The following is an 18,040-nucleotide window of genomic DNA, read 5'->3' on the forward strand; positions in this document are numbered from 1 at the left end:
CTCAGTTCCCCTGCCCTTTCAGAAAGTCTTGGTCTTTGATGCGGTATTCGGCGCTGCGTGCGTGGGCGCTCAGCGATTCGCCACGGGCCAGTACCGATGCTGTTTTGCCCAGCTCGGAAGCGCCGGCCTCGGAGCAGAAGATGATCGACGAGCGCTTCTGGAAGTCGTAGACGCCCAGCGGCGAGGAGAACCGCGCGGTGCCGGAAGTCGGCAACACGTGGTTCGGACCGGCACAGTAATCGCCCAACGCTTCGGAAGTGTGGCGGCCCATGAAGATCGCACCGGCGTGACGAATCTGCGGCAGCCAGGCTTGTGGATCAGCGACCGACAATTCCAGGTGTTCCGGGGCAATGCGGTTGGCGACTTCGATGGCTTGGGCCATGTCGCTCACCTGAATCAGCGCACCACGGCCATTGATCGAAGTTTCGATGATGGTCGCGCGGTCCATGGTCGGCAGCAATTTATCGATGCTCGCGGCCACCTTGTCGAGGAACTCGGCGTCGGGGCTGACCAGAATCGCTTGCGCGTCTTCGTCGTGCTCGGCCTGGGAGAACAGGTCCATGGCGATCCAGTCCGGATCAGTCTGGCCGTCGCACACCACAAGAATTTCCGAAGGGCCGGCGATCATGTCGATGCCGACCTGGCCGAACACATGGCGCTTGGCCGTGGCGACATAGATATTGCCCGGGCCGACAACCTTGTCCACACGCGGCACGCTTTCGGTGCCATAAGCCAGTGCGGCAACCGCTTGCGCGCCGCCGATGGTGAACACGCGGTCGACACCGGCGATGCAGGCAGCGGCCAGCACCAGCTCGTTGATTTCACCGCGCGGGGTCGGCACGACCATGACCACTTCGGTCACGCCGGCGACCTTGGCCGGAATCGCGTTCATCAATACCGACGACGGATACGAGGCCTTGCCGCCCGGCACGTAAAGGCCTGCGCGATCCAGTGGCGTGACTTTCTGACCAAGCACGGTGCCGTCAGCCTCGGTGTAGCTCCAGGAATCCTGCTTCTGTTTTTCGTGATAGCTGCGCACGCGGGCGGCGGCTTTTTCCAGAGCCTCGCGCTGCGGCACCGTGATGCGGGTCAGGGCCAGTTCGAGACGCTCGCGCGGCAGGATCAGGTCGGCCATCGAGGCGACTTCAAGACCGTCGAACTTCTGGGTGAATTCGACCAGCGCCGCGTCACCGCGCTCGCGCACAGCCTTGATGATGTCCAGCACGCGCTGATTGACCGAGTCGTCAGACACACTTTCCCAGCTCAGCAGATGATCCAGATGATGCGCGAAATCCGGGTCAGCAGCGTTGAGTCGGCGAATTGCAGTGGTTGCGGTCATAGCGAGAGCCTCATAGGAATGGCAAATAACTCAGGCGCCCGAAACTAGCATTCGATCCGCTTGGGCACCTGAGAATTCTGGCTATGAGGCGGATAGACGGCGCGGCCTCGGGCCGCGCAGGTAGATCAGCCGCGGTGTCGCGATTCCACTGCGTTGCGCAGGGTGTCGATCAACGCCTGGATCCGGGCGTGCTGCATTTTCATTGAAGCCTTGTTGACCACCAGACGCGAGCTGATCGTGGCGATCAGTTCCTGGGGTTCCAGGCCGTTGGCGCGCAGGGTGTTGCCGGTGTCGACCACGTCGATGATCTTGTCGGCCAGCCCGATCAGCGGCGCCAGCTCCATCGAGCCGTACAGCTTGATGATGTCGACCTGACGGCCCTGCTCGGCGTAATAACGCTTGGCAACGTTGACGAACTTGGTCGCCACGCGCAGACGGCCCTTGGGCTCGGCCGCGCCGATCTTGCCGGCGGTCATCAGCTTGCATTGGGCGATCTGCAGGTCCAGCGGCTCGTACAGGCCCTGGCCGCTGTATTCCATCAGCACGTCCTTACCGGCGACGCCGAGGTCGGCCGCGCCATGCTCGACATAGGTCGGCACGTCGGTGGCACGCACGATCAGCAGACGCACGTCGTCCTGGGTCGTGGGAATGATCAGCTTGCGGCTCTTGTCCGGATTCTCGGTCGGCACGATGCCCGCTTCAGCGAGAAGCGGCAGGGTGTCGTCAAGGATGCGGCCCTTGGACAGTGCAATGGTCAACATGGGAAACGTCAGTCCTTATCAAGGTACTCATGCCCGATCACAATCGGCGCCGGACACACATCGAGGGTGCGAACACCCTCGACTCGAAACGAATTCAGTGGACACGTCCCTGTGTCCCGATGCAACGATCAGCCCGGAACGCGGCGGATCTTGGCACCCAGCATTTGCAGTTTTTCTTCGATGCACTCGTAACCACGGTCGATGTGGTAAATGCGGTCGATCAGCGTGTCGCCTTCAGCAACCAGTGCCGAGATCACCAGGCTGGCCGACGCGCGCAGGTCGGTGGCCATGACTGGCGCGCCCTTGAGCTTCTCGATACCGGTGACGATCGCGGTGTTGCCTTCAACCTGGATGTGCGCGCCCATGCGGTGCAGCTCGTACACGTGCATGAAACGGTTTTCGAAGATCGTCTCGATCACCGCACCAGTACCTTCGGCAATGGCGTTGAGCGAGATGAACTGCGCCTGCATGTCGGTCGGGAACGCCGGGTACGGCGCAGTGCGCACGTTGACCGCTTTCGGGCGCTTGCCGTGCATGTTCAGCTCGATCCAGTCTTCACCGCAGGTGATTTCCGCACCGGCCTCACGCAGCTTTTCCAGCACCGCTTCGAGGATGGTCGGATCGGTGTCCTTGACCTTGACGCGACCACCGGTCACGGCAGCGGCGACCAGGTAGGTGCCGGTTTCGATACGGTCAGGCATGACTTTGTAGAAAGCCGAACCCAGCCGCTCGACGCCATCGATGGTGATGGTGTCGGTGCCGGCTCCGGAAACCTTGGCGCCCATGGCATTGAGGAAGTTCGCCAGGTCGACTACTTCAGGCTCGCGCGCGGCGTTCTGCAACACGCTGCGGCCCTTGGCCAGAGCAGCGGCCATCATGATGTTTTCGGTACCGGTCACGCTGACGGTGTCGAAGAAGAAGTGCGCACCGCGCAGGCCGCCTTCAGGCGCCTTGGCCTTGATGTAGCCGCCTTCGACGTCGATGACCGCGCCCATGGCTTCCAGACCGCGAATGTGCAGGTCGACCGGACGCGAACCGATGGCGCAACCACCAGGCAGTGCGACTTCGGCTTCACCGAAACGCGCGACCATAGGACCCAGTACCAGGATCGACGCACGCATGGTTTTCACCAGTTCGTACGGGGCGATCAGGGTCTTGATGGTGCGCGGGTCGATTTCGACGCTGAGCTTCTCGTCGATCACCGGCTCGATGCCCATGCGCCCGAACAGCTCGATCATGGTGGTGATGTCGTGCAGGTGCGGCAGGTTGCCGACGGTGACCGGGCCATCGCACAGCAAGGTCGCAGCCAGAATCGGCAGGGCGGAGTTCTTCGCGCCGGAAATGCGGATCTCGCCATCAAGACGAGCGCCACCGGTAATAATCAATTTATCCATTAGTATCTCGACGCCCTAGGGCTCAGGTGCGCTCGGCCCAGGCCGCGCGGCTGAAAAATTTCATAGTGACCGCATGGATGCTGCCATCGGTGATCCATGGGTTCAAATGGGCATAGACCTGCTGCTGACGCTTCACCGGGCTCAACGCCGCCAGTTCATCGCTAATCACGTTCAGCTGGAAGTTGCAGCCTTCGCCCTCAACCTCTACCAGCGTTCCTGGCAGCTTTCCTTCAAGGAAGCTCTTCACTTCTACGGCCTGCATGCTCAACCTCAATCGGCGCCCTGTGCGCACGGGTCGGACATCATACAAAAAAGCCCCGCGCCTGCGAACCCCGCAACGCAGGACTCTGACGGGGGGCTTCTTTATAGATGATGGTTCAGGGTTGCGCCAACAGCTCGGTCAATTCACTGACCTGAGCGATTTCACGCATGTCGTCAGGCATCGCACGAATGCTGACGGCCTTGCCGGCCGCCTGCGCATCACGCATGAAGCACAGCAGCAACGACAGGCCGACGCTGCTGGACTTCTGCACCGCCGAACAATCGATGACCAGCGCGGACGCCTTGCTCGACTTGATCAGCGCCTGCCCTTCCTTGCGCAGGTCGGGCCCGGTGCGGTAATCCAGCACGCCACTGAGCACCAGCTCGTCGACATCACTCATACGAACTGCGGCCTCAGTCATTGCGCTGGCTTCGCGGCGGCTTTGTCGGTTTCTTCCTTTGCCTTGGCGACTTCACCGGCCCAGCCATCGATGGTCTTGTCCAGATCGTTGCCATTGCGCTGCATGGCGTCGGCGAACTGGTCACGGAACAGCTTGCCGATGTTGATGCCATTGATGATCACGTTGCGCAGTTTCCACTCGCCGCTGATCTTCTCAAGCGTGTATTGCACCGGATAGATCGCGCCATTGCTGCCTTTGACGGTCATGTTGACGCTGGTGCGCTCGCCCGATTCGTCTTTGGCCGGATCAACAGTGATGCCCTGGTTGTTGTATTCCAGCAGCGCGTTGCCATAGAACTGGAACAGACCGCGCTTGAAGTTTTCCTGAAAGCGCTGCATCTGCTCAGGCGTGGCCTTGCGCGAATACTTCACGGTCATGATGCTTTTGGAGATGCCCTCGGCATCCACCACCGGCCCCACAATGCTGTTGAGCGCCGCATAGAAATCCTGCGGATCCTGCTTGTACTTCTCTTTGTTCGCCTGCAAATCGGCAAGCATCCGGTTCGTGGTGTCCTGAATCAGGTCATGAGCCGATTGCCCCGGTGCAGCGTTAGCCATCAACGGCAGGGCCGCGAGCAACACCAACAGGCCACGTCGCAAGATAGAGATCATTCAAAAGCTCCTCATTTGGCGTCTTTGCTAACGGTATTGAGCAGGAATTTACCGATCAGGTCTTCCAGTACCAGTGACGACTGCGTGTCATGGATGGTTCCACCGTCTTTCAACTGGGTGTCTTCACCGCCGACGCTGATACCGATGTATTTCTCGCCCAGCAGACCCGCGGTCAGGATAGACGCTGTGGAATCGACCGGCAGGTTGTCGACCTTTTTATCCACTTGCAGCGTGACCCGACCGGTGAAGCTGTCGCGATCCAGATCGATAGCGGTGACCTTGCCGATGGTCACACCGGCCATGGTCACTTTGGCTCTGACCGTCAGACCGGCGATATTGTCGAAATACGCATACAACTTGTAAGTGTCGGTGGACGAAGTCGGAGACAGGCCGCTGACGCGCAAGGCGAGCAGCAGCAAAGCCAGGATCCCTGCCAGCAGGAACAGGCCGACACCGATTTCCAGGGTGCGGTTTTGCATCAGAAATCTCCAAACATCAAAGCGGTCAGAATAAAGTCCAGGCCGAGCACTGCCAGCGAGGCAAACACCACGGTCTTGGTGGTGGCACGACTGATCCCCTCGGAAGTGGGCTCACAGTCATAGCCTTGGAATACGGCGATCCAGGTCACGACGAAGGCGAAAACGACACTTTTGATCACGCCATTGAGCACGTCACTGGTGAAGTTCACGCTGTTCTGCATGTTCGCCCAGTACGAGCCTTCATAAACGCCCAGCCAGTCGACTGCCACCCACGAACCGCCCCAGATGCCGACGACGCTGAAGATCATCGCCAGCACCGGCAGGGAAATGAAGCCGGCCCACAGGCGCGGGGCAATGATGTACTTGAGCGGATCGACACCGATCATTTCCAGGCTGGACAACTGCTCGGTGGATTTCATGTTGCCGATCTCGGCGGTCAATGCCGAACCGGCGCGCCCGGCAAACAGCAAGGCGGTGACCACCGGCCCCAGTTCACGCAGCAGCGTCAGGGCGACCATCTGCCCCACCGCCTGCTCTGAACCATAGCTGGAAAGAATGCTGAAGCCCTGCAACGCCAGGACCATGCCGATGAAAATGCCGGAGACCACGATGATCACCAGCGACATGACGCCGACCGAATGCAGCTGCTTGACCAGCAGGCCGAAACCACCGCTGATACCGCCACGGCCCAGCAGGGCGTGAAACAGGAACAGGGTCGCTCGACCAAACACCGCGACCGCGTCGATCGCCGATTCGCCGAACCGACGCACGCGTTCCATCAATGAAATTCTGCGCATCAACGCTTCCCCAGAAGATCTGCGCGGTAATCCGTCGCTGGAAAGTGATACGGCACCGGGCCATCGGGATCACCGGTCATGAACTGGCGGATACGCGGATCATCGGAATTCATCAGCTCATCCGGTGTGCCTTGGCCCAGCACCTGACCATCGCCCACTACATAGATGTAGTCGGCAATGCTCGCGGTTTCCGCCAGATCGTGCGAAACCACGATGCTGGTGATGCCCAGAGCATCGTTGAGCAGGCGGATCAGGCGCACCAACACGCCCATGGCGATCGGGTCCTGGCCCACGAAGGGCTCGTCGTACATGAGAATCTGCGGATCAAGGGCAATCGCCCGGGCCAGCGCCACGCGGCGCTTCATGCCGCCGGACAGTTCGTCCGGCATCAGCTCGATGGCGCCACGCAGGCCCACGGCCTGCAATTTCAGCAGGACGATGTCGCGGATCATGTCTTCCGGCAGTTGCGTGTGCACCCGCAGCGGAAAGGCCACGTTCTCGAACACATCAAGGTCAGTGAACAGCGCACCGCTCTGAAACAGCACGCCCATGTGCTTGCGCGCATCGAACAGATCGCTGCGCGACAGCGTCGGCAGGTTCTGCCCGTTGACCCAGACTTCACCGCCGGACGGCCGCAACTGCGCGCCCATCAGGCGCAGCAGCGTGGTCTTGCCGCAGCCGGAAGGCCCCATGATGCCGGTGACCTTGCCGCGCGGGATGCGGATATCGACGTTATTGAAAATGCTCCGCGCACCGCGCTTGAAGGAGACTCCCTTCAGCTCGACCGCGTAGGCGTTATCGGCACTCATCTAAACTCCTTGCGATGCAGCCTCTCACTGGGATGCCAGACTTTCCTCGGAAACACCTGCATCCCGGGCAGGCCGAACTGGCGGCGAACTATATCACTGCAAAGGCTGAGCGCCCAAGCGAGAACCCGGCCAAGATCGCCGACTGAAGAGGGCCCGAGCGAGTTTCAGAGGGTTTTGGTAACCAGTAATGACAAAGCACGTCGAACTTGCGTGAGGCTTTGCCACATAACCGCTATAATCGCCGCCTTTTCATCGGCCCATACGATTCTGACATGAGCAAAACCCGCGACCTGATTCAATCGGCACAACGCACCATCCGCCTCGAAGTGGAAGCCGTCCAAGGCTTGATGGCCCATATCGACGCCGATTTCGTACGCGCTTGCGAGATGATTCTGGCCAGCAAGGGCCGCGTGGTCGTGGTCGGCATGGGTAAATCCGGGCATATCGGCAACAAGATCGCCGCCACCCTGGCCAGCACCGGCACCCCGGCGTTTTTCGTGCATCCGGCCGAAGCCAGCCATGGCGACATGGGCATGATCACCCGCGACGATGTGATTCTGGCCCTGTCGAACTCTGGCTCGACCAACGAAATCGTGACGCTGCTGCCATTGATCAAACGCCTCGGCATCCAGCTGATCAGCGTCACCGGTAATCCGCAGTCGCCATTGGCGAAGGCTGCCGAGGTCAATCTCAATGTGCATGTCGAGCACGAAGCCTGTCCGTTGAATCTGGCGCCGACCTCTTCTACTACTGCAGCGCTGGTCATGGGCGATGCCTTGGCCGTGGCCTTGCTGGAAGCGCGTGGTTTCACCGCTGAAGATTTTGCCTTTTCGCATCCGGGTGGCGCCCTTGGCCGTCGCCTGCTGCTGAAAGTCGAAAATGTCATGCACGCCGGGCAGGAGCTGCCGCAAGTACAACGCGGCACCCTGCTCAAAGACGCGCTTATGGAAATGACCCGCAAGGGTCTGGGCATGACCGCTATCCTTGAAGCTGACGGCAAGCTCGCCGGGATCTTCACTGATGGTGATTTGCGCCGCACCCTGGATCGCGCCATCGACATCCGCAGCGCCACCATCGACCAGGTGATGACTGCACACGGCAAGACCGCCCGGCCCGACATGCTCGCCGCCGAAGCCCTGAAAATCATGGAAGACCATCGAATCAACGCTCTGGTAGTCGTCGACGAGGAGGATCGCCCGATCGGCGCCTTCAACCTCTCCGATCTGCTGCGCGCAGGAGTCATGTAATGAGCAACGATCTGCTGCAACGCGGCAAAGCAATCAAACTGGCTGTGTTCGACGTCGACGGTGTGCTCACCGACGGGCGCCTGTACTTCCTTGAAGACGGCAGCGAGTTCAAGACCTTCAACACGCTCGACGGCCAGGGCATCAAGATGCTGATGAATGCCGGCGTGCAGACGGCGATCATCAGTGGTCGCAAGACCCCGGTGGTCGAGCGCCGCGCGAAGAACCTCGGCATCCCGCATCTGTTTCAGGGGCGCGAGGACAAACTGGTGGTACTCGACGGTCTGCTCGCGCAACTGGGCCTAAGCTATGAAGAAGTCGCCTATCTCGGTGACGATCTGCCAGACTTGCCGGTGATCCGCCGTGTAGGGCTGGGCATGGCGGTGGCCAACGCTGCCGATTTCGTCCGCGAACACGCCCACGGCGTTACCCGCGCCCGTGGCGGCGAAGGTGCCGCCCGCGAATTCTGCGAATTGATCCTGCGCGCCCAGGGCCGCCTCGAAGCGGCCAACGCCGCGTACCTGTGAGCCTGACCATGTTTAGCAAAAAGTTTCGCAATTTCCTGCTGTTCGGCTGCATCGCGGCGATTTTCGCTGCGGTCGGCTACTGGAACATCAGCCCGGAGCGTTTCCTCGACAAGCCGCCGGTCTCGGCCGCCGAGAATCCGATCGACTGGTACGCGACCAACACGCATACCATTCAATACCTGCCCGACGGCAAGGTGCAGTACGAGATGACTTCCGACAAGGCCGAGCACGTCAAGGCTACCGATGTCACCCTGGTGACCAAGCCTGATTTGAACATGTATCGCGGCACCGACTTCCCGTGGCACGTGACCAGTGAGCGCGGCGAAGTGAATTCGGGCGGCACCGAAGTTGAATTGATCGATTCGGTCCGCGTTCAGCGCACCGACGAGAAACAGCGCGGCACCCTGATCACCAGCACCCGCATGACCGTGTTCCCGCAGCAAGAATATGCGCAGACCGCGCAACCCGTTAGAATCGAGGGCGCTGGCGGCGTATCGACTGGCGTCGGAATGAAAGCGTACCTGAAGGACAGCAGGATACACCTGCAATCGAACGTAAGAGGACAGTATGAGGCTCGTTAAAACCCTCCCTATTTTGCTCAGTCTGGGCGCAGCACTGGGAAGCGCGAGCGCCTGGTCCCTGCCGAACGATCAGCAGCAGCCGATCCGCATTCAGGCCGACGACGCCCAACTGGACGACAAGAATGGCATCGCCACCTATAAAGGTGACGTGGTCATTACCCAGGGTTCGATGATCGTCAAAGGCAACACCGTGACCATGACTCGCGCGCCCAATGGCGACATCGACGTGGTGACCTCGGTAGGCAACCTGGCTTACTTCGAGCAGTTGCAGACCCAGGGCGACGCCAACCCGGTCAAGGGCTACGGCGTGACGATTCAATACCACGCCCAACAGAACCGTGTGGTGCTGATCGACAAGGCCAAGGTTATCGACAAGGATAACAACGTCACCCAGGGCGAAAAAATCGTCTACGACACCGTGAAGAAACTGGCCAGCGCCGGTCGCGCCACGGGCAGCAAGGTCACCGAATCGCGCCCGCGCATCGACATGGTGATCCAGCCGAAGAAGAAAACCGAAGAGAAATCCCAGTAATGGCAACTCTGAAAGCTCAGCACCTGGCCAAGGCCTATAAAAGCCGCCAGGTCGTGCGTGACGTCAGCCTGTCGATCGACAGCGGGCAGATCGTCGGCTTGCTCGGCCCGAACGGCGCCGGCAAGACCACGTGCTTCTACATGATCGTTGGCCTGGTGCAGGCGGATCAGGGCCGTGTGCTGATCGATGATCTGGACGTCAGCCACCAGCCGATGCACGGCCGCGCCAAGGCCGGTATCGGCTATCTGCCGCAAGAAGCGTCGATCTTCCGCAAACTGTCGGTCGCCGACAACATCATGGCGATCCTCGAGACCCGTCCTGAACTCGACAAGGCCGGTCGTCGCAAGGAGCTGGAAAGCCTGCTGCAGGAATTCCACATCAGCCACATCCGCGACAACCTCGGCATGAGCCTGTCCGGTGGTGAGCGCCGCCGGGTGGAAATCGCTCGCGCCCTGGCCACTGCGCCGAAATTCATCCTGCTCGACGAACCGTTCGCCGGTGTCGACCCGATCTCGGTCGGCGACATCAAGCAGATCATCCACCACCTCAAGGCCAAGGGCATCGGTGTGCTGATCACCGACCACAACGTCCGTGAGACCCTGGATATCTGCGAAACCGCTTACATCGTCAACGACGGTCAACTGATCGCCGAAGGTGATGCCGAGACCATCCTGGCCAACGATCTGGTCAAGGAAGTGTATCTGGGTCACGAGTTCCGCCTGTAAGCGCGACAGCGCTGTATCGATTCAAGGCGCATTTATCCGCTTTAATTGTTACAGCGCTCTAGGCAAACACTTCAGTTTCAGGCATATAATTTGCTTAAGTTTGGCGCTTCGGCGCCCTGTAGTGGATGGCGCAAAGCGCCGGCGAATAAGGTGTTAAGCCCCTGCCATGAAACCATCGCTAGTCTTGAGAATGGGCCAGCAGCTGACGATGACACCGCAGCTGCAACAGGCCATCCGCCTGCTCCAATTGTCGACCCTGGACCTGCAACAGGAGATCCAGGAGGCTCTGGAATCCAATCCGATGCTCGAGCGCCAGGAAGAAGGCGACGACTTCGACAACGCCGATCCTCTGGCCGACAACGCCGAACAGAAGCCCGCCGAAATCCAGGAACCCTCCTACCAGGAAACCGCCCCGACGGTGGACAACCTCGAGGATGGCGAATGGAACGAGCGCATCCCCAACGAACTGCCGGTGGATACCGCTTGGGAAGACGTCTACCAGACCAGCGCCAGCAGCCTGCCCAGCAGCGATGACGATGAGTGGGATTTCACCACCCGCACATCCGCCGGCGAGAGCCTGCAGAGCCATCTGCTTTGGCAACTGAACCTGGCGCCGATGTCCGACACCGATCGCCTGATCGCCGTGACCCTGATCGACTGCATCAACAATCAGGGCTATCTGGACGAAACCCTCGAAGAAATTCTGGAAGCGTTCGATCCTGAACTGGACATCGAGCTCGACGAGATCGAAGCCGTCCTGCATCGCATCCAGCAATTCGAGCCGGCCGGGATCGGCGCCCGCAACCTCAGCGAATGCCTGCTGCTGCAATTGCGTCAGTTGCCCGCGAAGACACCGTGGCTGACCGAGGCCAAGCGTCTGGTCGCCGATTACATCGACCTGCTCGGCAGTCGCGATTACAGCCAGTTGATGCGCCGGATGAAGCTCAAGGAAGACGAGCTGCGCCAGGTCATCGAACTGGTGCAGAGTCTCAATCCGCGTCCCGGTTCGCAGATCGAGTCGACCGAAGCCGAATATGTCATTCCCGATGTGATCGTGCGCAAGGACAACGAGCGCTGGCTGGTCGAGCTGAACCAGGAATCGGTGCCACGCCTGCGCGTCAATGCCCAGTACGCCGGGTTTGTGAAACGTGCCGACACCAGCGCCGACAACACTTTCATGCGCAACCAGTTGCAGGAAGCCCGCTGGTTCATCAAGAGCCTGCAGAGCCGCAACGAAACCCTGATGAAAGTGGCCACGCAGATCGTCGAACATCAGCGCGGTTTCCTCGAGTACGGCGACGAAGCGATGAAGCCGTTGGTATTGCATGACATCGCCGAAGCGGTCGGCATGCACGAATCGACGATTTCCCGGGTGACCACACAGAAATTCATGCATACCCCGCGCGGTATTTATGAGCTGAAATACTTTTTCTCCAGCCACGTCAGCACCTCCGAAGGCGGCGAATGCTCGTCCACGGCGATCCGCGCGATCATCAAAAAACTGGTCGCAGCGGAAAATCAGAAAAAGCCGTTGAGTGACAGCAAGATCGCTGGTTTACTGGAGGCACAAGGCATTCAGGTGGCTCGCCGCACCGTCGCCAAGTACCGCGAATCCCTCGGAATCGCGCCTTCGAGCGAACGCAAGCGGTTGATGTAAGCCACGTTACAGCGTTCCAGTGGCAGGCTTTTCGGCCTGCCGCTTTATGCACTGGCAACGAAGGAGAAGCTGTATGCAAGTCAACATCAGTGGACACCAACTGGAAGTGACCGAACCTCTTCGCACCTACATCGGCGAAAAACTCGAACGATTGGAGCGACATTTCGACAAGATCACCAACGTGCAGGTCACGATGTGCGTCGAAAAGCTGAAGCAGAAGATAGAAGCCACCTTGCATATCCCCGGCAGCGAAGTGGTCGCCAACGCAGAAGACACCGACATGTACGCTGCGATCGACTCACTCACCGACAAGCTGGATCGCCAACTCAAAAAGCATAAGGAAAAGACCCAGAGCCTCCTCCAGGGCGCGACCGGTCGTTAACACCCCTATCCCATGATCCGACTTGAAACCATCCTGACCCCCGGCCGTTCCCAAGTGAACGCGCCGGGCGGCAGCAAGAAAAAAGCCCTCGAACAGATTGCCAACCTGATCCACCGCGAAGTGCCGGATCTGGCGATGCAGGACGTCTTCGAGGCGTTGATCGCCCGTGAAAAACTCGGCTCCACCGGTTTTGGTAACGGCATCGCCATTCCCCACTGCCGCCTCAAGAGCTGCACGGCACCGGTCAGCGCCCTGCTGCACCTCGAAGCTCCGATTGATTTCGATGCCATCGACGGCGCCCCGGTGGACCTGTTGTTCGTGCTGCTGGTCCCGGAAGCCGCAACCGACGCGCATCTGGAGTTGTTGCGCCAGATCGCCAGCATGCTCGACCGCAAGGAAGTGCGTGACAAGCTACGCAGCGCTCCGAGCAATGAAGCCTTGTACCAGGTTGTACTGGACGAGCAGAACGGGCACTAATCATGCGTTTGATCATTGTCAGTGGCCGTTCGGGCTCGGGTAAAAGTACCGCCCTGAATGTCCTTGAGGACAACGGCTACTACTGCATCGACAATCTGCCGGCCGGTTTGCTGCCAGAACTGGCCGAGCGTGCGCTGATTCACACGGAGCTGGCGCAGCCGCTGGTCGCCGTGTCGATCGATGCACGCAACCTGCCCAGCCATCTGTCACGCTTTCCCGAGTTGCTCGAAGACGTGCGTGCCAAACACATCAAGTGCGATGTGCTGTACCTGGACGCCGACGAAGAAACCCTGCTCAAGCGTTTTTCCGAAACCCGGCGACGTCACCCGCTGAGCAATGCCAATCGCTCACTGGCCGAGGCGATTCACGATGAAACCGCCCTGCTCGGCCCGATCGCCGATCTGGCTGACCTGAAAATCAACACCACCAACCTCAATCTGTATCAACTGCGCGATACCCTGAAGTTGCGCCTGTTGAATCAGCCTGAGCCCGGCACGGCGTTTCTGGTTGAATCATTTGGCTTCAAGCGCGGCATGCCGGTCGACGCCGACCTCGTGTTCGATGTGCGCTGCCTGCCCAATCCGTACTGGAAACCGGAGCTGCGCGCTCAGTCCGGCCTCGATGCCCCTGTGGCCGAATATCTGGCGCAGCAGCCGGATGTCGAAGAAATGTATCAGGACATCTACGCCTACCTGAACAAGTGGCTACCACGCTTCGCCGCCAGCAACCGCGCCTACGTGACCATTGCCATTGGCTGCACCGGCGGGCACCACCGCTCCGTCTACCTGACCGAACGTCTGGGTCAGGCCCTGCAGAAAACCCTGAAGAACGTCCAGGTTCGCCACCGCGACCTCACCTAAAGGATCCACACCGCGATGCCTGCTCGTGAAATCGAAATCATCAATAAACTGGGTCTGCATGCCCGGGCATCGGCCAAATTCGTCGGCGTGGCCGGTCAGTATCCAGACTGCACGATTCGGGTGGGACGCACCCCTGAAACGACTGTCGACGGCAAGAGCATCATGGCAATGATGATGCTCGCGGCGGGTAAAGGCACCAAAATCCATTTGAGCACCGAAGGCGAACAGGCTCAGGAAGCCATGGACGCATTGGTCGATCTGATCGAAAGGTATTTCGACGAAGGTGAATAATCCGCGAGGCGGGGACACTGTTCCTCGCCTCCATTCACCCCAACGCCGTATCCATCACCATCATCAAACAAAACCCGACCAACAGGCCCAGACTGGCCAGCTTGTCATGCCCATGACGGCGCGATTCCGGGATCACTTCGTGGGTCACCACCAGCAACATCGCCCCGGCCGCCAACGCCAGTCCCAGCGGCAACAGCACTTGAGCCAGACTCACCAGCCACGCGCATAAGAGTGCAAATACCGGTTCGACCAGCCCAGACGCCGCGCCGATGAGAAACGCCCTGAACCGTGACATCCCCGCCCCGGCCAGCACCAACGCAATCACCAGCCCTTCCGGCACATCCTGCAACGCAATGCCCATCGCCAGACTGTCGGCGTCCGCCATCCCGCCGCCGGCAGACACGCCGACCGCCATGCCTTCTGGAATGTTGTGCGCGATGATGGCGAACACGAACAGCCAGATTCGTGGTGGAATCACCGGATGCTCCAGCGTGCCGACGAGCATCTGCGGCGAGGCACCGGAAACGCGCCGATCCACCAGATACAGACCGAACGCGCCGAGCAGGATGCCGAAGCAGATCAGGCCACTGGCGGCCCACGGCGTAAGACCAAGACTCTCCGCCGCAGCAATGCCCGGCACGATCAGCGAAAACGCCGTCGCCGCCAGCATCACCCCGGCACCAAATCCCAGCAAGGTGTCGCTGAGTGCCTGCGGCATGCGCCGGATCACCAGCACCGGCACCGCGCCAAGCGCCGTGCCCAAGGCGCAGATGGCACCGCCCTGCAAGGCGCGCAACAGCCGCGGTTCCAGATTCAGCCACTGCAAACCGTGGGCGACCAGCAAAGTCATCCCCGCCAGCAGCAACAGCGAGCCCACCGCGTAACGAAACATGCGCCCGCTGCCAATCGCCAGTGTTTCCGTGCCCATAGTCAGCCCTGATTGTTTTTATGGAAGGCTCAGACCAGTGCGGCCTGATAGCGCGCAGCAACTTCCGGCCAGTTGATCACGTTGTAGAACGCGTTGATGTATTCCGGGCGACGGTTCTGGTAGCGCAGGTAGTAGGCGTGCTCCCAGACGTCGAGACCGAGGATTGGGGTATTGCCGTTCATCAACGGGCTGTCCTGATTGCCGCTGCTTTCTACGATCAGTTTTTTCTCCGGGGTGACGCTCAGCCACGCCCAGCCGCTGCCAAAACGGGTCAGTGCGGCTTTGGTGAAGGCTTCCTTGAAGCTGTCGAGTCCGCCCAGTTGCTCATCAATAGCCGTGGCCAGCGCGCCGTCGGGCTTGCCGCCGCCGTTGGGCACCATCACTTCCCAGAACAGCGAGTGATTGGCGTGACCGCCGCCCTGATTGATCACCGCTGCGCGAAGCTTTTCCGGCAGTTGCTGGACGCTGGCGACGAGTTTTTCCACCGGCCAATCGGCGAATTCGGTGCCTTCCACGGCGGCGTTGAGGTTGTTGATGTAGGTCTGGTGATGCTTGGTGTAATGGATTTCCATGGTCTGCGCATCGATGTGCGGCTCAAGGGCATCGTAGGCATAAGGCAAGGCAGGCAAGGTAAAAGCCATTTCAGTGGACTCCATACTGATGGGGATTTGAGGCGCGGCGGGCATTGCCGGTGTCCGGATGCAGCAGGCGCTGGGTGCGCGGGTACTCGCCGTGCTCGCTGATGAAATTCAACAGTTCGACGTAGGTCTTGCTGCTCTGGCGCAACGCCGCCTCACGCAGGGCCGGGCGCAGGCGTTCGTCCTGCATGGTCTGCAACAAGCGCTGATGGATAGCGCACAGGTATTCGGCGCTCTCCTCCGGTTGATTCAGGCGCAAATGCAGGTCGGCGAGGTTGTGATGAGAGACGACGCAGGCCGCCACCGCTTCGTCGGCATCCGCCCAGCGTTCGAACAACACTTGCGCCAGGGCCAGGGCTTGCAGATAAGCCTCACGGGCGTCGATCAGTTCGCCCAGCATGAAGCAGCGATTGGCCCGTTCGATCGTGCGTTTCCAGTGCTCCATGGTGAGCCTCCAAAGCGGTTGCGGGGTTTACACGCCGCCGGCGGTGAGCTTCTCGGGGTTGAGCAACTCTTCCAGCTGGCTGCGCGACAGGTCGGTGTGTTCCAGAGCGACGTCGATCACCGCGCGGCCTTCCTTGTAGGCCTGCTTGGCGATTTCGGCGGCTTTCTGGTAACCGATGATGGGGTTGAGTGCGGTGACCAGAATCGGATTGCGCGACAACGCTTCTTGCAAGCGCGATTCGTTGACCTTGAAAGTAGCGATTGCCTTGTCACCGAGCAGGCGACTGGAATTGGCCAGCAGTTCGATGCTGCTCAGCAGGTTGTGCGCGATGATCGGCAACATCACGTTCAGTTCGAAATTGCCGGATTGGCCGGCCACGGTGATCACCGAGTCGTTGCCGATCACTTGCGCAGCGACCATCGCAGTGGCTTCCGGGATCACCGGGTTGACCTTGCCGGGCATGATCGATGAACCCGGTTGCAGCGCTTGCAGTTCAATTTCGCCGAGGCCGGCCAGGGGACCTGAGTTCATCCAGCGCAGGTCGTTGGCGATTTTCATCAGCGACACCGCAGTAGCTTTGAGCTGGCCGGAGACAGAGACTGCCGTGTCCTGCGAGCCAATCAGCGCGAACAGATCCTTGCCCGGGGTGAACTGCACGTCGGTCAGTTGGCTCAGATGCCGACTGAATCGCGCGGCGAACTCCGGATGCGCATTGATCCCGGTACCGACCGCAGTGCCGCCCTGCGCCAGCGCTTGCAGGCTTGGCAGCAAATCCTGCAGATGGCCGATATTGGCCTTGAGCTGCTGCGCCCAACCGTTGAGCACCTGGCTCATGCGCACCGGCATCGCGTCCATCAGGTGGGTGCGCCCGGTCTTCACATGGTGATGCACTTGCTCGGCCTTGCGCTCGATCACCTGGACCAGATGCAACAGCGCCGGCAGCAATTGTTCATGCAGCGCCAGCGCGGCGCTGACGTGGATGGTGGTCGGGATGATGTCGTTGCTGCTTTGCCCGCAGTTGACATGATCGTTGGCGTTGACCGGCTCGCCGAGCATGCGACTGGCCAGCGTCGCGATCACTTCGTTGGCGTTCATGTTCGAGCTGGTGCCGGACCCGGTCTGGAAGATATCCACCGGGAAATGCTGCATGAAATTGCCTTCGAGCAGACCTTGCGCGGCATCACTGATGGCTTTGCCCTGGGCCGCGCTGATCTGGTTCAGCTCAACGTTGGCCCGGGCAGCGGCGGCTTTGGCGAGGATCAGCGCGCGGATGAACTGCGTCGGCATCGGCTTGCCGCTGATCGGGAAGTTGTCCACGGCGCGCTGGGTCTGCGCGCCATAGAGCGCATCGACCGGCACCTGCAGTTCGCCCATGCTGTCGCGCTCAATACGTGTCTTGGTCATGCGAATGTCCTTGCAGCAAATCAATGAGAGGAATCGACGGTTGCAACTCGCAAGTGGCGAGCTGCCAGGTGTAGCGTTGCCAGCGCCGCAAGCGGCATTGGCATAGCGACAGGCGCTCCATTTCACGCAAGGGACGCCAGGCTTGATCGAGACAGACGCTGCGCCAGTGCCACGGCAACGCGATGTCGGTGGCGGTATCGAGCAGCAGACGGAAAGACGTTTCGGCGACAGTCCAGGGCGAAGTGGCTGTGCAACAGGACAGATAGCGCCCTTCGGCGAGGTAGTGTTCGATCAGGCGCGGTTCGTCAGGATCCAGCGCGCAACGGATCTGGCGGCTCATCCAGCGCCAGCTTTCGAGGTAGGGCTGCTCGTGCAAGGCAGAACTCATGATCCGGGACTCGTTCGGAGATGAGATTTATTATTAAATGATAATGATA

Annotated in this window: 24 protein-coding genes; 10 read left to right on the plus strand and 14 right to left on the minus strand. The window is 60.3% G+C overall.

Annotated elements, in window-relative coordinates:
* Position 1: 1 nt before the first annotated feature.
* From hisD to D8U61_RS13275, 9 genes are all read right to left on the minus strand, one after another.
* A complete protein-coding gene (gene hisD, locus D8U61_RS13235) occupies positions 2 to 1,339 on the minus strand; it encodes a histidinol dehydrogenase (protein ID WP_016771667.1) in 1,338 nt (445 codons plus the stop codon).
* A 125-nt stretch (positions 1,340 to 1,464) separates the two neighbouring features.
* Entirely contained in the window at positions 1,465 to 2,100 is a 636-nt protein-coding gene (hisG, locus tag D8U61_RS13240) for an ATP phosphoribosyltransferase (protein WP_016771668.1), read from the minus strand.
* A 128-nt stretch (positions 2,101 to 2,228) separates the two neighbouring features.
* Entirely contained in the window at positions 2,229 to 3,494 is a 1,266-nt protein-coding gene (gene murA / locus D8U61_RS13245; RefSeq protein WP_016771669.1) for a UDP-N-acetylglucosamine 1-carboxyvinyltransferase, read from the minus strand.
* A 22-nt stretch (positions 3,495 to 3,516) separates the two neighbouring features.
* Positions 3,517 to 3,756: a BolA family protein gene (locus tag D8U61_RS13250; RefSeq protein ID WP_016771670.1), complete on the minus strand. Its 240-nt coding sequence runs from the start codon at positions 3,754 to 3,756 to the stop codon at positions 3,517 to 3,519.
* A 115-nt stretch (positions 3,757 to 3,871) separates the two neighbouring features.
* Positions 3,872 to 4,177 (minus strand): STAS domain-containing protein, encoded by a 306-nt coding sequence (locus D8U61_RS13255; RefSeq protein WP_073473772.1) that lies wholly within the window; start codon positions 4,175 to 4,177, stop codon positions 3,872 to 3,874.
* A complete protein-coding gene (locus D8U61_RS13260; protein WP_130927088.1) occupies positions 4,174 to 4,827 on the minus strand; it encodes an ABC transporter substrate-binding protein in 654 nt (217 codons plus the stop codon). Before D8U61_RS13260 ends, D8U61_RS13255 begins: the two co-directional genes overlap by 4 nt.
* An 11-nt stretch (positions 4,828 to 4,838) precedes the next feature.
* On the minus strand, positions 4,839 to 5,306 hold the full coding sequence (gene mlaD, locus D8U61_RS13265) for an outer membrane lipid asymmetry maintenance protein MlaD (RefSeq protein WP_016771673.1): 468 nt from the start codon (positions 5,304 to 5,306) through the stop codon (positions 4,839 to 4,841).
* Positions 5,306 to 6,103, minus strand: coding sequence for a lipid asymmetry maintenance ABC transporter permease subunit MlaE (gene mlaE, locus D8U61_RS13270; RefSeq protein WP_016771674.1), 798 nt, complete (start codon positions 6,101 to 6,103; stop codon positions 5,306 to 5,308). The genes mlaD and mlaE overlap by 1 nt, the downstream gene beginning before the upstream one ends.
* Complete coding sequence (locus D8U61_RS13275) at positions 6,103 to 6,912, minus strand: ATP-binding cassette domain-containing protein (protein ID WP_076565862.1); 810 nt, start codon at positions 6,910 to 6,912, stop codon at positions 6,103 to 6,105. The genes mlaE and D8U61_RS13275 overlap by 1 nt, the downstream gene beginning before the upstream one ends.
* Before the next feature lie 272 nt (positions 6,913 to 7,184).
* Between D8U61_RS13275 and D8U61_RS13280 the strand changes: the two genes are divergently transcribed.
* The 10 genes from D8U61_RS13280 (at position 7,185) to D8U61_RS13325 (ending at position 14,188) form a co-directional block, all read left to right on the plus strand.
* Positions 7,185 to 8,159: a KpsF/GutQ family sugar-phosphate isomerase gene (locus D8U61_RS13280; protein ID WP_039759372.1), complete on the plus strand. Its 975-nt coding sequence runs from the start codon at positions 7,185 to 7,187 to the stop codon at positions 8,157 to 8,159.
* Entirely contained in the window at positions 8,159 to 8,683 is a 525-nt protein-coding gene (locus D8U61_RS13285) for an HAD family hydrolase (RefSeq protein ID WP_016771677.1), read from the plus strand. The genes D8U61_RS13280 and D8U61_RS13285 overlap by 1 nt, the downstream gene beginning before the upstream one ends.
* An 8-nt stretch (positions 8,684 to 8,691) precedes the next feature.
* Positions 8,692 to 9,264 carry an LPS export ABC transporter periplasmic protein LptC gene (gene lptC, locus D8U61_RS13290; RefSeq protein WP_024011622.1) on the plus strand — a complete coding sequence of 191 codons (573 nt, stop codon included), beginning with the start codon at positions 8,692 to 8,694 and terminating at the stop codon, positions 9,262 to 9,264.
* Positions 9,251 to 9,796: a lipopolysaccharide transport periplasmic protein LptA gene (gene lptA / locus D8U61_RS13295; RefSeq protein WP_130927089.1), complete on the plus strand. Its 546-nt coding sequence runs from the start codon at positions 9,251 to 9,253 to the stop codon at positions 9,794 to 9,796. The genes lptC and lptA overlap by 14 nt, the downstream gene beginning before the upstream one ends.
* A complete protein-coding gene (gene lptB, locus D8U61_RS13300) occupies positions 9,796 to 10,521 on the plus strand; it encodes an LPS export ABC transporter ATP-binding protein (protein ID WP_024011621.1) in 726 nt (241 codons plus the stop codon). Before lptA ends, lptB begins: the two co-directional genes overlap by 1 nt.
* 166 nt (positions 10,522 to 10,687) lie before the next feature.
* Positions 10,688 to 12,178, plus strand: a complete 1,491-nt coding sequence (locus tag D8U61_RS13305) for an RNA polymerase factor sigma-54 (RefSeq protein WP_016771682.1) — start codon at positions 10,688 to 10,690, stop codon at positions 12,176 to 12,178.
* A gap of 73 nt (positions 12,179 to 12,251) precedes the next feature.
* On the plus strand, positions 12,252 to 12,560 hold the full coding sequence (gene raiA / locus D8U61_RS13310; protein ID WP_130927090.1) for a ribosome-associated translation inhibitor RaiA: 309 nt from the start codon (positions 12,252 to 12,254) through the stop codon (positions 12,558 to 12,560).
* A gap of 12 nt (positions 12,561 to 12,572) precedes the next feature.
* The gene (ptsN, locus tag D8U61_RS13315; RefSeq protein WP_016771683.1) at positions 12,573 to 13,037 is read left to right on the plus strand and encodes a PTS IIA-like nitrogen regulatory protein PtsN; all 465 of its coding nucleotides are present in this window, start codon (positions 12,573 to 12,575) and stop codon (positions 13,035 to 13,037) included.
* A gap of 2 nt (positions 13,038 to 13,039) precedes the next feature.
* A complete protein-coding gene (rapZ, locus tag D8U61_RS13320) occupies positions 13,040 to 13,897 on the plus strand; it encodes an RNase adapter RapZ (protein ID WP_076565860.1) in 858 nt (285 codons plus the stop codon).
* Positions 13,898 to 13,912: 15 nt separating this feature from the next.
* Positions 13,913 to 14,188 carry an HPr family phosphocarrier protein gene (locus D8U61_RS13325; protein WP_016771685.1) on the plus strand — a complete coding sequence of 92 codons (276 nt, stop codon included), beginning with the start codon at positions 13,913 to 13,915 and terminating at the stop codon, positions 14,186 to 14,188.
* Between the two features lie 34 nt (positions 14,189 to 14,222).
* On the opposite strand, the gene D8U61_RS13330 is transcribed toward D8U61_RS13325, so the two are convergent.
* The 5 genes from D8U61_RS13330 to D8U61_RS13350 are packed head-to-tail and all read right to left on the minus strand — an operon-like array spanning position 14,223 to position 17,991.
* Positions 14,223 to 15,116 (minus strand): ZIP family metal transporter, encoded by an 894-nt coding sequence (locus tag D8U61_RS13330; RefSeq protein WP_130888599.1) that lies wholly within the window; start codon positions 15,114 to 15,116, stop codon positions 14,223 to 14,225.
* Between the two features lie 29 nt (positions 15,117 to 15,145).
* On the minus strand, positions 15,146 to 15,757 hold the full coding sequence (locus tag D8U61_RS13335) for a superoxide dismutase (RefSeq protein WP_130888600.1): 612 nt from the start codon (positions 15,755 to 15,757) through the stop codon (positions 15,146 to 15,148).
* 1 nt (position 15,758) lies between these two features.
* A complete protein-coding gene (locus D8U61_RS13340) occupies positions 15,759 to 16,199 on the minus strand; it encodes a hypothetical protein (RefSeq protein WP_016771688.1) in 441 nt (146 codons plus the stop codon).
* A 27-nt stretch (positions 16,200 to 16,226) separates the two neighbouring features.
* Positions 16,227 to 17,603: a class II fumarate hydratase gene (locus D8U61_RS13345; RefSeq protein WP_130888601.1), complete on the minus strand. Its 1,377-nt coding sequence runs from the start codon at positions 17,601 to 17,603 to the stop codon at positions 16,227 to 16,229.
* Complete coding sequence (locus D8U61_RS13350; RefSeq protein ID WP_016771690.1) at positions 17,584 to 17,991, minus strand: hypothetical protein; 408 nt, start codon at positions 17,989 to 17,991, stop codon at positions 17,584 to 17,586. Before D8U61_RS13350 ends, D8U61_RS13345 begins: the two co-directional genes overlap by 20 nt.
* Between the last annotated feature and the right edge of the window lie 49 nt (positions 17,992 to 18,040).

Source organism: Pseudomonas sp. Sample_14, assembly GCF_004307515.1.
Lineage (GTDB): Bacteria > Pseudomonadota > Gammaproteobacteria > Pseudomonadales > Pseudomonadaceae > Aquipseudomonas > Aquipseudomonas atacamensis.

Coding starts and splice junctions, on each gene's coding strand:
- lptA (WP_130927089.1), top strand. CDS start 9,251: ATGAGGCTCGTTAAAACCCTCCCTATTTTGCTCAGTCTGGGCGCAGCA.
- rapZ (WP_076565860.1), top strand. CDS start 13,040: ATGCGTTTGATCATTGTCAGTGGCCGTTCGGGCTCGGGTAAAAGTACC.
- ptsN (WP_016771683.1), top strand. CDS start 12,573: ATGATCCGACTTGAAACCATCCTGACCCCCGGCCGTTCCCAAGTGAAC.
- D8U61_RS13255 (WP_073473772.1), bottom strand. CDS start 4,177: ATGACTGAGGCCGCAGTTCGTATGAGTGATGTCGACGAGCTGGTGCTC.
- raiA (WP_130927090.1), top strand. CDS start 12,252: ATGCAAGTCAACATCAGTGGACACCAACTGGAAGTGACCGAACCTCTT.
- mlaE (WP_016771674.1), bottom strand. CDS start 6,103: ATGCGCAGAATTTCATTGATGGAACGCGTGCGTCGGTTCGGCGAATCG.
- D8U61_RS13285 (WP_016771677.1), top strand. CDS start 8,159: ATGAGCAACGATCTGCTGCAACGCGGCAAAGCAATCAAACTGGCTGTG.
- hisG (WP_016771668.1), bottom strand. CDS start 2,100: ATGTTGACCATTGCACTGTCCAAGGGCCGCATCCTTGACGACACCCTG.
- D8U61_RS13330 (WP_130888599.1), bottom strand. CDS start 15,116: ATGGGCACGGAAACACTGGCGATTGGCAGCGGGCGCATGTTTCGTTAC.
- D8U61_RS13340 (WP_016771688.1), bottom strand. CDS start 16,199: ATGGAGCACTGGAAACGCACGATCGAACGGGCCAATCGCTGCTTCATG.
- D8U61_RS13345 (WP_130888601.1), bottom strand. CDS start 17,603: ATGACCAAGACACGTATTGAGCGCGACAGCATGGGCGAACTGCAGGTG.
- D8U61_RS13250 (WP_016771670.1), bottom strand. CDS start 3,756: ATGCAGGCCGTAGAAGTGAAGAGCTTCCTTGAAGGAAAGCTGCCAGGA.
- lptC (WP_024011622.1), top strand. CDS start 8,692: ATGTTTAGCAAAAAGTTTCGCAATTTCCTGCTGTTCGGCTGCATCGCG.
- mlaD (WP_016771673.1), bottom strand. CDS start 5,306: ATGCAAAACCGCACCCTGGAAATCGGTGTCGGCCTGTTCCTGCTGGCA.
- D8U61_RS13280 (WP_039759372.1), top strand. CDS start 7,185: ATGAGCAAAACCCGCGACCTGATTCAATCGGCACAACGCACCATCCGC.
- D8U61_RS13260 (WP_130927088.1), bottom strand. CDS start 4,827: ATGATCTCTATCTTGCGACGTGGCCTGTTGGTGTTGCTCGCGGCCCTG.
- D8U61_RS13275 (WP_076565862.1), bottom strand. CDS start 6,912: ATGAGTGCCGATAACGCCTACGCGGTCGAGCTGAAGGGAGTCTCCTTC.
- hisD (WP_016771667.1), bottom strand. CDS start 1,339: ATGACCGCAACCACTGCAATTCGCCGACTCAACGCTGCTGACCCGGAT.
- D8U61_RS13350 (WP_016771690.1), bottom strand. CDS start 17,991: ATGAGTTCTGCCTTGCACGAGCAGCCCTACCTCGAAAGCTGGCGCTGG.
- D8U61_RS13335 (WP_130888600.1), bottom strand. CDS start 15,757: ATGGCTTTTACCTTGCCTGCCTTGCCTTATGCCTACGATGCCCTTGAG.
- lptB (WP_024011621.1), top strand. CDS start 9,796: ATGGCAACTCTGAAAGCTCAGCACCTGGCCAAGGCCTATAAAAGCCGC.
- D8U61_RS13325 (WP_016771685.1), top strand. CDS start 13,913: ATGCCTGCTCGTGAAATCGAAATCATCAATAAACTGGGTCTGCATGCC.
- murA (WP_016771669.1), bottom strand. CDS start 3,494: ATGGATAAATTGATTATTACCGGTGGCGCTCGTCTTGATGGCGAGATC.
- D8U61_RS13305 (WP_016771682.1), top strand. CDS start 10,688: ATGAAACCATCGCTAGTCTTGAGAATGGGCCAGCAGCTGACGATGACA.